Source organism: Paenarthrobacter sp. NPDC089714, from assembly GCF_044748905.1.
In the GTDB taxonomy this organism is placed as follows: domain Bacteria; phylum Actinomycetota; class Actinomycetes; order Actinomycetales; family Micrococcaceae; genus Arthrobacter.
In genome coordinates this window covers 34,574-51,750 of the sequence record NZ_JBIVGX010000006.1, presented here as the reverse complement: position 1 = coordinate 51,750, position 17,177 = coordinate 34,574, and the positions used below count along the sequence as shown (strand labels likewise).

General features: G+C 58.4%; 13 protein-coding genes. 11 read left to right on the top strand and 2 right to left on the bottom strand.

The genetic code is table 11. The features are described from left to right. The first annotated feature begins 12 nt into the window (after positions 1–12). Positions 13–2,094, top strand: a complete 2,082-nt coding sequence (locus ACIPY3_RS12330) for a P-loop NTPase fold protein (RefSeq protein ID WP_400334444.1) — start codon at positions 13–15, stop codon at positions 2,092–2,094. A 156-nt stretch (positions 2,095–2,250) separates the two neighbouring features. On the opposite strand, the gene ACIPY3_RS12325 is transcribed toward ACIPY3_RS12330, so the two are convergent. Then, positions 2,251–5,778 carry an ATP-binding protein gene (locus ACIPY3_RS12325; protein WP_400334442.1) on the bottom strand — a complete coding sequence of 1,176 codons (3,528 nt, stop codon included), beginning with the start codon at positions 5,776–5,778 and terminating at the stop codon, positions 2,251–2,253. A 1,412-nt stretch (positions 5,779–7,190) separates the two neighbouring features. Here ACIPY3_RS12325 and ACIPY3_RS12320 point away from each other — a divergent pair. From ACIPY3_RS12320 to ACIPY3_RS12310, 3 genes are all read left to right on the top strand, one after another. Further along, positions 7,191–8,207: a hypothetical protein gene (locus ACIPY3_RS12320; RefSeq protein ID WP_400334440.1), complete on the top strand. Its 1,017-nt coding sequence runs from the start codon at positions 7,191–7,193 to the stop codon at positions 8,205–8,207. After that, complete coding sequence (locus tag ACIPY3_RS12315; protein WP_400334438.1) at positions 8,204–8,659, top strand: hypothetical protein; 456 nt, start codon at positions 8,204–8,206, stop codon at positions 8,657–8,659. Before ACIPY3_RS12320 ends, ACIPY3_RS12315 begins: the two co-directional genes overlap by 4 nt. A gap of 253 nt (positions 8,660–8,912) precedes the next feature. Then, a complete protein-coding gene (locus ACIPY3_RS12310) occupies positions 8,913–9,857 on the top strand; it encodes an alpha/beta hydrolase family protein (protein WP_400334436.1) in 945 nt (314 codons plus the stop codon). Here the strand turns inward: ACIPY3_RS12310 and ACIPY3_RS12305 are convergent. Then, on the bottom strand, positions 9,826–10,092 hold the full coding sequence (locus ACIPY3_RS12305; RefSeq protein ID WP_400334740.1) for a helix-turn-helix domain-containing protein: 267 nt from the start codon (positions 10,090–10,092) through the stop codon (positions 9,826–9,828). The two genes, ACIPY3_RS12310 and ACIPY3_RS12305, sit on opposite strands and share 32 nt — an antisense overlap. A 201-nt stretch (positions 10,093–10,293) precedes the next feature. Here ACIPY3_RS12305 and ACIPY3_RS12300 point away from each other — a divergent pair, with 201 nt between their 5' ends. The 7 genes from ACIPY3_RS12300 (at position 10,294) to ACIPY3_RS12270 (ending at position 17,177) form a co-directional block, all read left to right on the top strand. Beyond that, the gene (locus ACIPY3_RS12300; protein ID WP_400334434.1) at positions 10,294–10,797 is read left to right on the top strand and encodes a hypothetical protein; all 504 of its coding nucleotides are present in this window, start codon (positions 10,294–10,296) and stop codon (positions 10,795–10,797) included. A gap of 458 nt (positions 10,798–11,255) precedes the next feature. Beyond that, entirely contained in the window at positions 11,256–12,149 is an 894-nt protein-coding gene (locus ACIPY3_RS12295) for a hypothetical protein (RefSeq protein WP_400334433.1), read from the top strand. Between the two features lie 839 nt (positions 12,150–12,988). After that, a complete protein-coding gene (locus ACIPY3_RS12290; protein WP_400334432.1) occupies positions 12,989–14,026 on the top strand; it encodes a C40 family peptidase in 1,038 nt (345 codons plus the stop codon). Between the two features lie 200 nt (positions 14,027–14,226). Then, a complete protein-coding gene (locus tag ACIPY3_RS12285; RefSeq protein ID WP_400334430.1) occupies positions 14,227–15,084 on the top strand; it encodes a zeta toxin family protein in 858 nt (285 codons plus the stop codon). A gap of 81 nt (positions 15,085–15,165) precedes the next feature. Then, a complete protein-coding gene (locus tag ACIPY3_RS12280; RefSeq protein WP_400334428.1) occupies positions 15,166–15,669 on the top strand; it encodes a hypothetical protein in 504 nt (167 codons plus the stop codon). Next, positions 15,666–16,727: an ImmA/IrrE family metallo-endopeptidase gene (locus ACIPY3_RS12275; RefSeq protein ID WP_400334426.1), complete on the top strand. Its 1,062-nt coding sequence runs from the start codon at positions 15,666–15,668 to the stop codon at positions 16,725–16,727. Before ACIPY3_RS12280 ends, ACIPY3_RS12275 begins: the two co-directional genes overlap by 4 nt. Positions 16,728–16,889: 162 nt before the next feature. Next, positions 16,890–17,177 carry a hypothetical protein gene (locus ACIPY3_RS12270; protein WP_400334425.1) on the top strand — a complete coding sequence of 96 codons (288 nt, stop codon included), beginning with the start codon at positions 16,890–16,892 and terminating at the stop codon, positions 17,175–17,177.

Below are 17,177 nucleotides of genomic sequence, written 5' to 3'. Positions count from 1 at the left end.
GGATAGGTACAGATGAACATGGACGAACATCTTCAAGGAAAGCCTCCGATTGATGCCCCAATCACCTCGTCTGCGGATGATGACCTGGGGCGGGCACCCGTTGCCCATCATTTCGCTGATTGTATCCGTGAGCTGGATGCTAGTGAGGGACTCGTTATAGGCGTCTTAGGACCGTGGGGTCATGGCAAGAGCTCGTTCATTAATCTAATGCGCGAACAGTTTGCAGAAGAACCGACGCTGACGGTTGTTGACTTCAACCCGTGGATGTTCTCAGGCTCAGATCAGCTCGTCAGTTTCTTCCTAACCGAAATCGGGGCTGGCCTCAACATCAGCAACAAGAGTCGCTTCGGTAAGACCGCGGACTGGCTCGCCCAATACGCCGGAATCCTTAAACCGGTCTCGCAGTTCATTCCGGTGGCCGGGGCCGCGGCGGTTGGAGAGGCGGCCGCGGCGGCACTCTCCGGACTGTCGGGCACCACCCACGCAGATCGGAGCGCCACGAAGCTTCGAGAAGAGATTACTGCCGAGCTACGGGGTCTTAAGCAGCCAGTGGTGGTCGTCATCGATGACATCGACCGCCTTACGACTGGTGAGATACGCGAAATCTTCAAGCTGGTACGTCTAACAGCCAGCTTTCCTAACGTCGTCTACGTGTTGGCATTCGATCGCGAACGTGTAGAGCAGGCTCTCACCGAGGACGGCGTCCCGGGGCGGGCCTATCTCGAGAAGATTGTGCAGCTGAGCTTCGACGTGCCGGCGGCCCCTGCCAAGTTGCTTAGATCCCAGGTAGTCGACGAGCTCAATCGCGTTCTGGCGCCGGTGGCTGACGCGGTGCTCGATGAAAGCCGATGGAGCGACGTCTACTGGGAAGTTATCGATCCGTTGTTCTCAAACATGCGAGATGTCACGCGATATGCGATTTCCTCAAGAGCAACGATCAAAAGCCTCGGCAAGGAGATTGACCTCGTTGATCTGCTGGCTATGGAAGCCTTACGAGTTTTCCGTCCCGAACTCACGCAGCATCTGTCCAGTCTGCGGAAGGAGCTTACGCGAACAAGCGACACCGGACGGCGCAACGGCGACCGCGCGCAGAAGTCCATCGACTCGCTCTTCGAAAGGTTTGCCGACGACTCAGAACTGATCAGGGCGCTCTTCAAAAGGATCTTTCCTGTCGCGCTAAAGTACGTGGAAAACAACCACTACGGTTCCGATTGGCTCGGTACGTGGCGAACCGCTCATCGTCTCGCTCACATCGATTTCCTCAACCTCTACTTCGACCGAGTTGCCCCTGACGAACTAGTGGCGTTCAGGAGCTCAGAGCGCGCGTTCGCCCTGCTCAACGACGAATCCCCGTTAAGGACGTACCTCACAGGGTTGGATCCAAATCAGCTTGAGACTGTGCTGGAGGGACTCACGGCATACGAAGCGAAGTTCAGCACTGACATGGTTGTTCCGGGGTCGATCACACTCCTGAACCTCATTGACGCGATCCCAGAAAACAAGAACCGGGGATTCTTCGATTTTGGCCGGCCCGAGGTTACCGTCCGCCGAGTGGTCCTCCGTCTCCTTCGCCGTGTCGACGACCAGGCCGAACGCGAAAAGCTCGTCACCGATATCCTCGCCGGAACCGAGACCTATTCCGCGCAGCTCGATCTCATTGACAGCGTCGGCCACCGGGAAGGCGTCGGACACAAATTGGTCAGCGAAAAGTTTGCGCAGACAATCGAAGCTGACTTCGTCGCGCGGCTGCAAAGAACACCCCCAGTCGCACCCTCCCGTGAGTGGGACGCATGGAGTATCTACAACGCAGTCAGACTGTCGACTGGGAAACCGCCGCTCTCGAATAAGACGGACCCGGTGCTCGCACGATCTGTGATCAGGGCTGCCAAGTTGACGGCACGTTCGCAATTCGAAGATTCACGGCAGGTCAAACGCGAGGATAGCCTCGCGTGGGACCCCCTCGTCGAGGTCTTTGGTACGGAAGCAGCGATCAGGAGAGCTGTTGCGAACATAAGGAACACGCTGGGTGACGAACCCATTCTTCAGCTCGCCGATAAGTATCTATCTGGTTGGCGGCCTGAGGAACGGATCTAGACGTGGTCGCTGCTTCTCCTACGAGCCGGATTCCCTTGTTGCCGCATCATGCGAAATCGCCGAACTGCGTGAGTGAGGTGTCTGACTGGCAAGAAATGCAGAAGAAGCCGCTGTGCCGTTGGGTGGGGCAGTCCAAAAACCCTGCCTCCAGGTTCTCTACCAGCCATCGCGTCCATCCCGCTTCTCCCGGGCCCGTGTGGCCTCAAGCTGTCTACCTAGTTCTTCAGCTGCCAGGGTACAAACTTCGCCAAGCTCGGGCTGTCGTTTGTTTAGCTTTGCGAAGAACTCGAGATCACTGAGAATCGCATTCGACTCGTCACCGCTCCAGCTGCGGTTTCCGAGTGCCTCATCGACGATGCGTTGTGGAGCAATTTGTGCAGTTAAGAGAGCCGGCGCGAGGGCCTCTACGGTGTGGTCGCGATAGCCCGACAGCGATCTGAGAAGAACCTCTCCATCTACAACACCTTCAGCCAGCAGATCACTGGCAAGCTTTGCGTGGGTACCGAGCACGTCTCCTGCGTAGCCACTCTGGATTAGTGTCTCGGCACCAAGGGTCGTGACGACCTGCCGTTTTTGAGCCTCAGGGAGGTTCCTGAGCACATTAGGGAACGACCGCACTAGTCGGCGCGCCAGAGAGGAGAACCCAGGCGTTTTGGCGTTTGAGATGAACCACTCAGCGCAGAGCTCGGGATCGGTGGTAACAGAGTGCTTGAGTATCTCACCGAGGCGCCATTTCGAGTGATGTGGCAGCTGGTCGGGAGTTGCTCCGACCAATGCTGTCCGCCATGCTGGCCTGAGTTCCTCAGGCAATGCCGGCCCGCGACCTCGTGCTCCCTCCCGGAAAGTGACGGCAGCGAGGGCTCGCACTGACACGCATGGGTGGACGAGCAACGCACGCAGGATTGGGGTCAACGATTCATGGATCCACAGGTCGCCAATAGGCAGTACGTCGTCGTCGGTCAGACCGTCGAGAATAGTGTGGGCCAGATCATCCAGCTCGCCGTCTTCGTGCATGATTGCGCGCAGAACCTCGGGTCGCAGCTCAGGGACTTCAACTGCCGAAATAACCAAATCATCGATATCAGCGCCATCTGCGCGTGCCTTGGTCATCAACGGCGCAACGAGGGGACGGGCGACTGCCCTAATAGCCGCTTCCAGCCAAGTGGAAGGGTTGGTCACATGCTCGGCGAGCGTACCTCCGAAGGAAGCGCCCTCATGGTTGCCATCAAGAACTGAGGCCTCGGCCACAAGCCTGTTGTACTCAGTGACGCCTTCTGCGGCAGTTAGCTTGTCCAGCTCACAGGCAAGGGACGTCCACTGCTCGCGACGGTCGGCCATCCAAACTTCGATATCGTCATCGGGCTCCCGTACTCCAATGAAGCGGGCGAGGCGATCGTCATCGACTTGGAGCTCCGCCAACGTTGTAGGGCCGCCGTTCCACATGGAGACACGGGCGAGCTGTTTGTTGACCCGAATCGGCACCGCAGTGAAGCGTTTTGCCAGCAACGCCAGGGTGCTGAGCACCAGATCGGCTCCCCTCGCTCCTACAGCCTTGTGTTGTGTGGAGGCGGCGACCCCATTGTTGGTGACCCCAACGGCGATCGCGGACCACGAATCAAAGACTTCACAGAGTTGTGCCACTGCGTGATAGGTGATGCTTGAACCTGCCTCCCCCTGAACTCTGAAATCGATCGTGTCCCAAAGCCCGAGGAGTGACCCCATTGCCTCCGACGCCATTACGCCCTGCGACATGGTGAAGTTAAGATGGCTGCTGGGATCACTCCAGTTACCCTCAACACGGGGGTCGAAAACGTAATGTGTGACCTCTGCTAGCACCTGCCACCGAGCAGCGTCAGGATCTTCATCGAACCACTCAAGCGTGTATTTCAAAATTTGGTCGCGAAGGGTGTCCACGGGCCCTAGGTCGGGGTCGAGGTAGTGCGCCATGTCCTGGATCACGCGCATCGGGTGGTCGGGATGCTGATGCCGGGGCCGCTCGTCGGTGATTGCGAGGTCCAGAAGCCCGTGAGTGGCCTGGCGAGAGCAAGCACGGCGGAAAGCACTACGGAGAATCTTTTGCGCAGAATCGCCAAGAGGGTCGTACGTGACACCGCCGTACAGGGTCATAGGCTTCCTAGGTGTGTCAAGGATAGCGCGCGCGAGGATGGCGGCGCGGTCAGCTGAAGTCTCGTCAATGCCGCTGTAGATATGGACTAAATCAAGTGGGATTTCGTCCATTTCCATTGTCGATACGTTTTCAAACCAAGTCTTCGCCAGAGCCCGAACGCCTGTATCTCGGACGTCGTTAGCAAGTTTAAGAACAGCGCGGTCGAGTCGTTCGTCATGGGGAAACTTCGCGGTGAACGAAGCCCAACTCCTCCGCTTCCTTTCCCCGAAAAAGGTTGCTGCGGCGATCAGTGAGCGGAGTGGAGCGAGTACAGACCACTTGCCACTTGTTCGCTCCACCAGACCTCCCTGAGCGGTGACCTCCAGCCAGGCAATCAAGTCCGCGTACGGGACGCCAGCATGGCTGGCGATTATTTCGATGTCCTCCAGGGAGGCTGGATCGAGTACGGCAATGCAGGCCAACGCGTCGTTAAGTGCGGCGCTGCCTGCAATGGCGGTAGTGAGGCCGGCCACCTGGTCGATAAGCGATTGACCGGTTGCGAGGTCGTCGCCGGCCCCATTGATGACCAAACGAGAGAGTATTGCTCCCCAGCCCGGTCGGCCGTCGGACTGTTCGAGTACCAGTGAACGCGCCCGGACGCCGGTAATTCCGAGCTCTTGGATCATCTGGTCGAGTGCTGCTCGTGCTAGCCGGTCTACCTCGACCCGCGTTGGCTTGTTAAGCAGAGCCTCGACGGGTGCTTCGGATCCTGGCCACGTCGCGGCGACGATGGTGAAGCTGAATTGTTCCTTGCTGCGAAGGCTGACCAGCTGCTCAAGGAGCTCTTGGTTAAGGTGGGCATCATCTAGCACGACGGTCGTTGGTTCTATGGCGAACAGGTCGTCGGCAAGGTGATCCCGGGCAAGGCGGTCAATGAAGTGCGCACTGCCTTCCAACTCGGTTAGTAGACGACTCTTGCCAACTCCGGGAATGCCCACAAATAGGACATCGGTCATCAGCGTTACAGCGGCGCGCAGATGGTCGAGCTCCTCATCCCGTCCATACAGGTCGGTAAACGCTGATGAAGGCTCCGGTGCCTTCATCGTCAGCGCTTCAAGACGACCTTTGATCCCAGTCAACTCAACGCGTAAATCCGGGTCGCGGCGCAGGGAATCGACTAGCCACTGCCTTGCATATATGTGCGGAACCGGGAGGTTGTTGGTTCTGCAGTAGGTCTCGATGGTGCGTCGCCTCGTGTCCGAAAGGCTCCTAGAGGTAATCATTACCAGCTGGTCTACCCGGAACGTTTCGCCCGCATTCCAGAATTTTTTCCACGTTTTATGGCTGCTTTTGAGGTTACTGAGGGAGTCGCCCGTTGTTACCAGGATCCTCCCGCGAGAGTTGGGATCGTCAGCAATGGGAGCAATGATGTCGCCGTCGCGACCTCCATCACTTCCGCCTTCAATACCAACAACGTTCTCGTAGTGGTTCGCCATCAGCGCCACGGCGCACCGCTCGAATACGTCAGCGTCAATACCTGCGTCGAGCTTCTTCGTGATGCGCTCGTTTAGATTCATATACTAAGACTGCCAGTAACACCAGATGATGAAGACCTAGTCGACGTGAGTGAACAGCTGAAGGGCGGTCCCCTATCACTAGCAATGCACTGTCCAGAACACCACCCGGCGCATGAGCAACGAGAGATCTTGGCCACGCCCTTGATCAGGTCCGGGTGGAACTGGAACCCTGGGCAGTAGGTTCCCTGGTCGAGGATGAACACCCGGATGAGCTGCCGCATCACGGTATCGGGATCCGGGAACGCCGCGGCGAGGCGGTCCCGGACTTGGTCCGGGTTGGGGAGGCTGAATTCGTCCCGGATCCTGTCCCAGAGCTGCGGCGGGATGGGGGAGCGGTAGAGGCCGGCCATCAGCTGCTGGAATCTAGCAGCCCCTGCGTAGATACCGCGTTCCGGCGCAGCAAGAAGCCGCCCAGCTTTGAGCTGTGCGGAGGGCATCTGTCCACAGTGGGCACAACCCGTCCTCCACGCCGCCCGTGGGTGGTCAGGTGGCGTGGAGCTGCGGCGGGAGTTCGACGTCGTCCGGGTCCAGAACGGGCGCCCGGCCCCCGGGCCTGGTTCTTATAGGTGTGCTTGTCCTCCTGCCAGCGTCTGCCGTCCCGGCCTCACGCATGAAGCTGGTTCATCCCTGCCTCGCTTGCGGCCTGCAGGAACTCGGCTCGGGCCGCGCACGGTGGAGCGGCTCGGTCGGCGTGGTGGCTGCAGCGGGGAACGGGGTAATGGATTCCGGTGTCCGGTGCCTCGAGAAGAGGCTTCGCAGTCCCATCGGTCTTCTCGTGCCACTGCTAACGAGCCATCCCCTTAGACTCTGGACATGTCCAGAGCCGAGGCGTTCAATAGATTTTGAGGGCTCGCAGCAGGCTCAAGTAGCACCATAAGGTTGAGCTTTCTACGAGCCATAGGTAAGCGCGTCGGCGGGATGCTTATGGACAACAACACATATGTCGCAAAACAATCGCCGGCGGAACGCGCTGCGAGTGCGTTCAATTCGTTGACGCTGCCAGCGCACCTGAGCCTGCAGCGCATGGTCGGGGTGGTCGAGGGTGTCCGACGGCGGCCCATAGAGATCCAGGCAGCTGGGTTCTTAAATGGTGGATCCGTGTGCGGTCTATGGCTTTCGACAGATGAAGTAGAGGTCATCCTGCACGCAGTTAGCACGTCTGGCTTGCACCGACAGCAGTTCGTGCTTCATGAGCTGGGACACATGGTCCTGCGACACGACGAACTCGTCGTTCCGATTGACTACGTGGGCGTTCTCTTTCCGAACCTTCCGGCGGGTTTGATCCGTCGCGTCTTGGCCCGTACCAGCTTCAGTGATGAGTTGGAGGCGGCCGCGGAATCGCTCGCTGACCTCTTCGCCGCAGCGATAAGAAATAGTGCACGGGAACCACGGTCCTTCGAGAGAGTGTTCGGATGATTCAGGTTGCGGCGGCGGTGTTGATTTGGCTGCTTGTAGCCTGTCTGCTGCCAGGAACTCGTCGACGGCGAGACCACAGTGTGTTGACTGCGGCCATCACGATTGCTGTGGCACTCACGCTGAATATCGACCAGGTCTATTCGAGTCTTGACGCAGCGTTCGGCGGCCGAAACTACGTTGACCTTCTTGCAAATATCTCCATGGTCGTTGGCATCTACTTTCTCTCCAGGGCAATAATCCGGGCAGCGACTCCTGACGATGTGGGAGAGAGGCGAGACACGCCAGGCATTATTCTCCTCGGCGTCGTGGTTCTGGGGCTCTCGCTCAACTTCAGCCTCATCTCTACGCATGGAAGCTCGACACGTTTCATGGTGGACTATGGCGATCAGTTCCCAGCCGCGTTGTACTCGGCGGTCCAGTTCGTCTACATCGGTTACGTGGTCGGTGTTACCGGAGCTACATGCTTCCGGTTCCGCACCGGCATGTCGACGCCCTACTACCGGCTGGCCTTCACGTTCATCGGAATTGGATGCGCGCTGGCCGTGTTGCTTGTAACGCTTGTGCTCGTTATGGACGCCCTGCACATGCAAGGCCAGCTCGATGCCATGCGCGCAGTATCGCCTGCATACGATGCAACGGTGATTGCGGCCATGGCCTTCCTTTGCGTGGGCTTGGCCATCCCGCCTGTTGCACGGCGGATAGTCCGCCACAAAGAGTCCGAGACCCAGGATGAGTTGGTTCGCGGGCTCAGCGGAGTCTGGGAAAAGACAGCGGGGCTGAGGCAAGACGTGCGCTTGCAGCTCGGCGTCGAATCACTAAGGCAGCAGGACCCAGCACGCAAACTGCACAGGATGCTCGTGGAGGTGCAAGACGCTCTTCTCGTTGAGCCAGAATTGGCGAGTTCCTTGGATATCCGCGAGCTTAGGGTCTTGAGTGCTGCGGAGAATTATCTGGCTGGACCAATTGACCATGGAACAAGGGTGCGGAAGAGAAGAGGCGAGCGGACGTTATGACGGATGATGGTGCCAACGTCTCCGAGACGCCGCAGTCCAAGTTGGCCCGGAAGCTCAACTTGCTCCTCGATCTCTATGAAGCAGGTAGCGCAGAGACTCTGACCTACCCAAAGATCAGTAGGCACATGAGTCAGCGGGGAACCCCGCTATCGCGATCTCGTTGGGCTTACATGCGCAGTGGAGATAGTTCGCTGGCTACTGATGCCGCACTGCTAAGAAATCTGGCTGAGTTCTTCGGGGTGAACCCCGACTACCTTCTCGACGATGCAGGGGAGATTCCGCGGCTAGTGGATGCGCAGTTGGAGCTTCTTCGGGCCTTGCGGGAGTCGCGCGTGCGCAATTTCGCCGCCAGACAGCTGCAAGGGATTTCTCCCGAAACATTGGAGAAGCTCCGCCAGGTGATTGACGACCAAAGGAAGCAGAAGGGGGAGAACGGTGTCGGCGGCTTATAGGCGCCTGTCCATCGGTGCCGGGCTGACGATGGGTTTGGTCGCGTTGCTTGCGGGTCTCGGTGGATCTGCATACTTTGCGCGCAGAGTAGTCGTACCCAAGTTCAGCCGTCGCGAGGACCTTTACATTCGGTCTGTGTATGTCGGCAGCGATGGGCAACTTTGCGTTGAACTGCCGGCAACCACCCACACCAAGGCTGCTGGACGACACAGCTTATGGTTTGCGCAGGGGACCGGCCATGCGTGCTTAGGTCCAGTGCTTGAAACCAGCGAGGACAGAGGCTCACTCACCCGCGTGGTGGAGCGCGTGGACTCCGGAAACCTTGCTCAAGCGGCGGCAGGGATCTGGAGTGGTTACGTCTACTCCGAACCCGAACAACTAGGCCTGCCATACCGAAACGTTGAGATTACCGTCGACGACGGCATGGCTCCGGCCTGGAGGTTCGACTCGCCTCCTTCTGACAGGGCTGGGACGTGGGCGATCCATATCCACGGAATGGGGGGCAGGAGAGCGGGTTGTCTTCGAGGCATACCAGTCGCCAGACGTCTGGGCCTGACCTCGCTGGTTGTCTCGTTCCGAAACGACGGCGACGCACCGCCGTCGTCCGATAAGCGGTACCGACTCGGCGAAACCGAGTGGCGCGACGTCGAAGCGGCTATCAATTATGCCGTTGCCGAAGGCGCTGAGCGCGTTGTGATCTTCGGGTGGTCGTTGGGCGCGGCCTTAGCCCTACAAGCGGCAGCCCTTTCAGCGCACGCTCCTCGAATAGTGGGGATGGTTCTCGACGCCCCCGTCTTTGACTGGCGTACAACGTTGCGCGCGAACGCCAAGGCCGCCCGGCTGCCACGTCCGCTCGTGCAGTTGGGGTTCGCCATCCTTCAGTCGAAAGCGCTTCGGTGGGTGACCGGCCTCGCCGAACCGATACACCTGGATGCCTTGGATTGGCTAGCGCGGGCGGGGGAGCTGAGGAAGCCGATCCTGATCCTCCATGGCAGGAAGGATGACACCACCCCATTCGAAGCATCCAAATGGGCTGCGACGGTACGGCCCGACCTCGTCAGCTTGGTGGAGTTTGAGTCAGTGGGCCACTCCCTCGAGTGGAATTTCGACCCCGATAAGTGGGAGCACTCCGTGAAGGCCTGGTTCCACGGCCTCATGTTGGCTAACGCTAGTCTCGAACAGGCGGTGGCGGGGTCCTAGGAGGCATTTGCACTGAGTATTGGTTGGCCAACTCGATGAGCTGGCTCTCAATCAGTGAGGAGCGCGCGGAGATTCGCTCACCGCCCAAATCATGAACGAGTCCGGCTAACTCGAGGAGCTTGAGATGGCGTCGAATGGTGGCCATGGAGGTCCGGAGTTCTGAGGCCAAGACCGTACGGGTGGTCGGCCCGCTCCTTATCAAGAAGCGGAGTATCTGGGTACGTGTTCGGTTCATCAAGACGGATGTCGACATGCAAACCACGGCTTGGGATGAGAAGGTTGAGAGGCTGTAGACGCGTCTACACCAACAGGATACGTCTGCCGTCATCGGCGCAACAGATTCAAGCGGCAATTGATTGTTTCCGTACGGCGCTCGCGGAATACTGATGGCGAAGGAGCCACAATAATGGGGACTTAGGCGATCGAAAGGTGGAGCATGCCGGCGAAAGACGCCAGCCGCAGCGGCGAGCTACCGCAGGCAACGCTCGCGCGGCGATTGAACCTCCTGTTGGACGTGGTTGTTGCCGAGAGGGGATCGCCGGTTACCTTCAGAGAAGTTGAGGCCGGACTCCAGGCTAGGGGTGTCAAAATCTCCCGGGCCAGGTGGTTCTACATGAAGGATGGAACTGGACGTCTGGTCAGCGATCCTCAGCTGCTCACCGCTATCTGCGAGATGTTCGACGTCGATCCTTCCTATCTGCTGAACGGCGTGGAAGGCGACATTCCAGAGCGCATAGATTCACAGTTGGAGTTTGTGAAGTCGTTGAGGGCGGCCCGAGTGAAGTCATTTGCTGTCAGGACGTTGGGGGATGTCTCCCCGGAGACGTTGCGCGCTATCTCCGAGTATCTGAACAAGGACATTGACCTCCACCCACATGGAGAAAGGGCAGCAGCTATTCCTCCAAGACATAGCGAAGGTGAGCGTCCAGCAACTCCTTGATGCGAGCGGGATTCGCTGAGTACCGGGGGGAACGGCCGTGGCGGCGCCCGGCTGGAACGTCGACGACGATAGCCCCTACCTGCTCCAGAGCAACCAGATGCTTTGCCACACTTGGTTCGCCAGCGCTGACGGAATCCACGATGTCACCCCGTGTCGCAGGGCCGAAAGTCGTGAGGAACCTCAGTATTTCGTTCCGTGCCCTGTTTCCAAAGGTGGCCACGGCTGCCTCGACGTCGGGCGACCAGGCGTCGTCGTGAGGCTGCGTAATCCGTGGCATGGCTCAATTCTTGCCGAACAACAAGAAAAAAGTAAGAATCGCACTCTTGACGATACTTAAAGTATCTTTGACAATAAATTTTAGATGCTTTGGTTTTGTGGCTGAGTTGGTTCGGCCGCGACAACGGGGCCACTTTGCGGCGGACGTTAGAGAACAGTAGCTATTCGAAGCGGTGAGGGCGATGAGCCTAAGCGACAAGATTGAGCGGGCCGAACAACTGCAGCCACGTCCCGGAACGGTGGACATCTCCCTTACTGGTCCGCCGGAACCGATGTTGTCCGTGTCCGTTGACCAGATGATGGGAGCGGTTGAAGGAGTGCGGCGCTACGTCGTTTCTCACTTGGCTCATATCGGACGGTCATGCGATGTTGACGACGTCCTGCAGGACATCCGTGTGGCTGTCTGGAATGGGGTAGCTCGGGGGAGCTACCGAGCGTTGCCTGGTGTCCCCTTTGAAGCATGGGTCCAGGGCGTGACGTCGAACATCTGCGCTGCCCACACCCGCCGTGAGCTCAACCACAAGACGCTACCTCTGTTGCTCGACCCCACGGGCGACGAGGTTTCGGGTTCATGGGGACGCCTCTCAGCAATCCTCATAGCGCAGGACAATCCCGAAAACCAAGAGATCATCGACCATGAGTGGGCGGTTATGGTCCTGCAGTTGACTCAAGAAGCTGTGTCAGCGCCGACGTGGCGGATGGCAGTTGAAAGCCTCACCGCGCCGCGCCAATATGCGCTCCCCACGCCGCACGACCGTCGTCGTTGGAACGCCGTGACTGCTGTGCGCCAGACGGCGAAGACAGTCAGCCTGGCACTTGATGTCACCTCGGGCAGCATTGGCGATATCGGCCAACTCTGCCAGCGTGCGGTTGAGTGTCTCCCAAGTGTCCTCCTTCGTGAGGTCGCCAACGCGATAGTTCTTCCCGACATTCATGGATCGGAACGGCAAGCAGCAATTGCTCGGCTGGCCCGGAAGCTGGGCGTCACCGATCGCTACGTCGCTGTCCAGATCGGAACTGCACGTCGCCTCTACCAAACCGCTTGGCGCTTAGTCCGCAGGGCGGCTTCCTTCTAATCGGCGGATGCCTTTGCTCCGCAGCTGACAACCAATGCGTCTGAGGTGGCGATCATGAGCATTCGCAAGGCCAACGGGATTCGTTCACGTTTAGGCCCGTGGGTCTTTGGACTGGCGATCATTCTCTTTGTTGGCTCATTGGCTCTGTTAATCGCACTGCCGTCCAAGGGGCCGGCCACGGAGTCGCGGCCGGAGGCTCCTCCCGTAGCTTCGGCTTCTACGCCGAGCGTGTCGGCCGCCGCTCCACGGCCCTCAGCTAAACCTTCGGGAACGACCAAGCCGTCGGCTGTATCGCCTGTGCCCGGGCCGACGGACTTCCGTGCGGTTGCCTCTACCGCTGCCGAGGCCATTTACACCTGGGATACGAGGACCGCGTCCTACTCAGAGGTCTACGGCCGGGTGCGCGATCTTTGGGTCTTGCTTCCCGATGGTTCCAATCCTTGGACCGTTCTGGTTCAGGAGTTTGAGGCAACTGGCGTGAACGCTGGATCGTTCGTCACTTTGGCGGGCCAAGGCGCCTTTCGTGAGGCGAAGTCGGAGTCGTTGACGTGTGATGGGCAGCTGGTCAAAGTGCGCGAACGGCCCGCCCCGTGGCCAGGGCTACATGTCTGCACTGTGCGGCTCTCTGTCGAGGACCACACGTCGGCAGCCACCAACTCCTACTCCGCACCCGTCAGTGTCATGGTGAATTGTCCGCCGGCTCCGACAGCGCCGGCTGATCGCTGCGTAATGGTCGCCTTCTACGCGTCATCCGGCCGAATCGTTTACTGATGCCTCATCCCGGACTTGCTGTAGTTCTCGTGCGACGACGCACCCTCGTCAGGCTGGTTGGAGCGTTCGTGGCGGTTGTCGCGCTCGCATTTGCTGTCGTTGCCAGTGCGGTGGCGATTGTTTTGGTGGGGGATCGTCCGACGGCGGCCGTCGCCTGTGTCCACGGCGCTGTTGTGGATGGGGATAACGCCGCTGAGGTGCTCGATTTGTCAGCCGGCGTTGGCGTCGTCGGGTTGTCGGCGGCCCAGACGGTTGTTGCCAAGGGCTACGTCTCAGTCGGCAAAGGGCTCGGCTTGCCTCGTGAGGCGCTGGTCATCGCCATCATGATGTCTTTGCAAGAGTCCAGTTTGAGGATGCTGGCCAATGCCAACGTTCCCGAGTCGTTCAACTTTCCGCACGACGGCGTTGGCAGCGATCACGACTCTGTAGGTTCGGCACAGCAACGTCCTGCCGCGGGGTGGGGGAGTGTCCAGGAGTTGATGGACGTCACCTACAACGCCAGAGCGTTTTATGGAGGAACGTCGGGGCCGAACCACGGAAGCCCGCGGGGGCTATTGGATGTCCCCGGGTGGGCTTCCATGAGTAAAGGACAGGCTGCACAGGCGGTGCAGGTTTCGGCCTTCCCGGAGTTGTACGACCGATGGGAGCCGCAGGCGTCTGCGATCGTGGATACTCTCTTTGGGATTGGGCCAGCTCTCTCGTGTACGGACGCTCCGTCCGCGAGTTCCGGCGTCGTCTCAGGCGTAAGTCTTAGTCAGATCCGTCAGGACATTCTTCGCTTTACCAAGATGGGGGTTGGGGGTGCCTACGTCTGGGGTGGTACGGCCTTCAAGGCATGGGACTGTTCCGGGTTCGTGCAGTGGATCTATCGACAGGTCGGAATTGAGCTGCCACGCGTAGAGCAGTGGCGTGTTGGTATCAGAACGGAGAAGCCGCAGATTGGCGATCTGGTAGTGCAGAATCCCGGAGGTCCGAACAACTGGGGACACGTTGGTATCTTTGCGGGGAATGGCATGATGTATAGCGCCCTCAATCCATCCGCTGGAACTCTGCTCCATCCAATCTCGTGGAATAGTGGCACTGCGTACTTCAACCTGCTTGGGTGAGACTATGGCCGCGTTAGTGTCTCCTTGAATTTATTGTCGTGGGGCTATCGCGGACATGGTGCCACATGATCCGCTGTAGTCCATCTCCCCGGTTGATCAGTTGCAACAAATCGTGAACTGCTTCGAGCAAGGCTAGACTCGATACGACGCGGCGCGACTTCGCTGCGGCTTGACGTTAATATGGGGAGACGCGCGCATCTATGTCCAGTCCGGTCTTCGACGAAGCTGAGTTCGACGCGTACTGCGACGAAGTTGAAGTCTACGAACAGACTTGGCACACCGAGCCCGAAGAGCCTCAGCGTAGTTACCTCAGCACGCGGCCAAAGCTCAAAGCGGAGCTGTTTCAGCGGGTGTTGGCTGGTAAGAGGACCTTCACAAACCACGTTTATGCGGAACGAGGCATCTGGTCGCCTGAACGCAAGAGTTTTCAGGCTGGTCTGTTGCCTATTGCCGATACAAGTGTGACTGGGTCGGGTACCGAAAGTATTTACTTCCTCATCGGTCTCCCAGGCTCTGGCAAGTCGTCTGCCCTTCGTCCGCTCGTTGCCACCCATAGCGGGTTGCCGTTGGAGGCCATAACAGTGAGTGACGCTGATGAGCTTCGTGTGAAATTTCCTGAGTATTCGGACGGAAAAGGATCTGGGGTGGTGCAGGACGAATGTGCCGAACTTATGTACAACCGCCAAGTAACGAAGCCAGAGCTTGGCGTCCAAGGTGCCATACTCAATGCTGGTGGTGTGACAATTGTGGACGTTATCGGTTCACCTGACCATCTGCCGCCCCTGGTCCGGCGACTTCGACGTCTTGGTCGTAAGGTTTACGTCCTGCAGGCAAAATGCGATACCGCAACATGCGTTAGCAGGGCAAAATACAGGGCGCTCGCCTCCGGACGACTTGTACCGCCGTCGCTAATACTGGCCAAGGTAGGTGTGCCGGAAAAGACTCTGGACGCCGTGAGGTCTGAAGCGAACCCAAGCGGCTGGGCGGTTGTCGATACGAGTGCACTAGAGCCTGTGATCTTGGAGAGTTCGGGTTTCGACTTCGCTACGGCTGCATGAACGGGCCCCAAACACGCAGCGGTGAACAGATCTTTATCACTGTCGATAAGCCATACTTAGACTAAGAACGGAGGTCATGGAATGAACGAGGAACGGGCAGTTGCCCTGAGCGATGCGTCTGAACGGCTCGTCTATGCCTACGTTTCGGGGAGCCCGAAGGCCATCGCCGCAGCAGAAGCGGATCTTCGACACGCTCGGGAGTCTTCGGCGGGTTCCCCTAGTCCTGCAGTTCTTTCACGCTTGATCAAGAATGATCCCGTCAACGCCGCTATCTCGGGGCTTATCACGTTGCCTGAACTACAAGAGATAGTTGTATCTGATCTGGACTCTTATCTTAGCCCAGAAGAGGCGTCCGCTGTCGCTGCGAATCCTGCGAACTTGCGCGGAGTCCTTGCTGCCAGAATTAACCAAGCAGACTTCTCAGAATCTAAAGACAAGCCTCTCTTGAATAAAAAGGACTTTGCCTTGGCGGCAAGAGGTGTTTTCAGTGGTGCCCGCGTTGTTTCTCAAGTCTTTGTTGTTTTGAATGAGAGCATCAAGAAAGTAAAGCTTGAAAGCGTTAAACACGTTAAACGGCTAGGATGACGTTGCTGAGGATATCGAGTGCCCAGCGACTAGCGGACACCATCGTTGAACGCTACGATCTGAAACCGCCTGTCGACATTGAAGCAGTTCTGTCTAAGTTCGCGGCCATTCACGATCTTGTTCGCGACATACCCAATATTGATGCTTTGTTGCTGGGACTCGATGGCGACCTGCAGGAAGTCTTTTTGAATCCGGCGCGTCTGCGACAGCGGCGCCGTTTTACAATGGCGCATGAGTTGGGTCATATACTGATCGGCTGGCACCAGGCGCATGAGCTGCTTTGTGTGGCCGACGGTGAGAGTGATGACAATGAGGAACCAGATTTGCCGGTCCGGATTTCTGGGTTCGATGTAACGTCGCAAGAAATTCGCGCCCAAGAATTGGAGGCTGATGCTTTCGCGGCTAGGGCACTTGTGCCACGGCGCTTCGTAGAGTCCATCGCAGATATGGAAGTAGCGGAAATGCTTGGATCACTTGAGGATGCTGACGTATCCGTTCCGGCTGGTATGCGTGCATTGTCTGATTCGTTGGCCCCTGGCTATGTATTTGCTCTATTGGACGACCGCAATGCAGTGATGAAAACCTGGCATTCCGGCGGCTTGCGGACTGGCGTGCCTACCATCAGTGGAGTCGTCCGGGGCGAGTTGATCGACAAGAAAAAGGCCCTGCGCACGCTGACTGACACTGGCTGGGCGTACCATTATGGCCGCCGCATTTGGTGGGGTAAGGCGGAAGTCGACCTCCCGGTCTTGGCAGTCGGCACTGACTGGAAGCCGGTTTTGAATCAAATCATCCACGACGTTTCCGCAGGTGACTCAGTGATGGAACGCTCGTTGGTTCAGACAATCTCTGGAATCTGCGGCTCTCTGGTAAATGATGTAGACGATGCCACCCTAGAGCGAATGGCAGGACTGCTTGTTCTACGGTTGAAGAGAAGATCAGAGCTCGACTCCTTCGTGGGCCACCCTGCGTTTTCGGACTTCGTCCACTCTCGAGCGATCACGCTTTACGAGGCACTACGTCGACGGGGTCCGAGGGTCTATAGCAACCTCCGGTAATGCCGACCAGTTCTGTTTGACCTGTCGGAGTCTGCTTCGGCGATCCCTTTGCGATTCTTTGCCAAGGTGACATAGGAAGTCATGTCGTTCCTTACCTGCCCATCCATGAAGTCGTGAGCTCATCAGCTCATTCCATTGGAAGACGACTGGATGGAGCACCAGATGTTTCTGGCAGCGGTGGATCCTGGGATCACACCAAACGCGGATTTTCCTTTTCTTGAATCGTTGAAGCAGATCGGCGGGGGCATCCTCGTCGGGGCCTTCATCGTCATCGCCATCGTGGCAATCATCGGAGCCGCGATGCTCCTGGCCGGGAAGCTGAGCCAGTCCTCGCGACTCGCTTCCGGCGGTGGTGTGATCTTGCTGTGGACTGGTCCTGTCGCGGCCATCCTCGGCGGGATCAACGGCTACATCCTTTGGTCACAGACGGCGTTCCCGCTCGGATTCTGA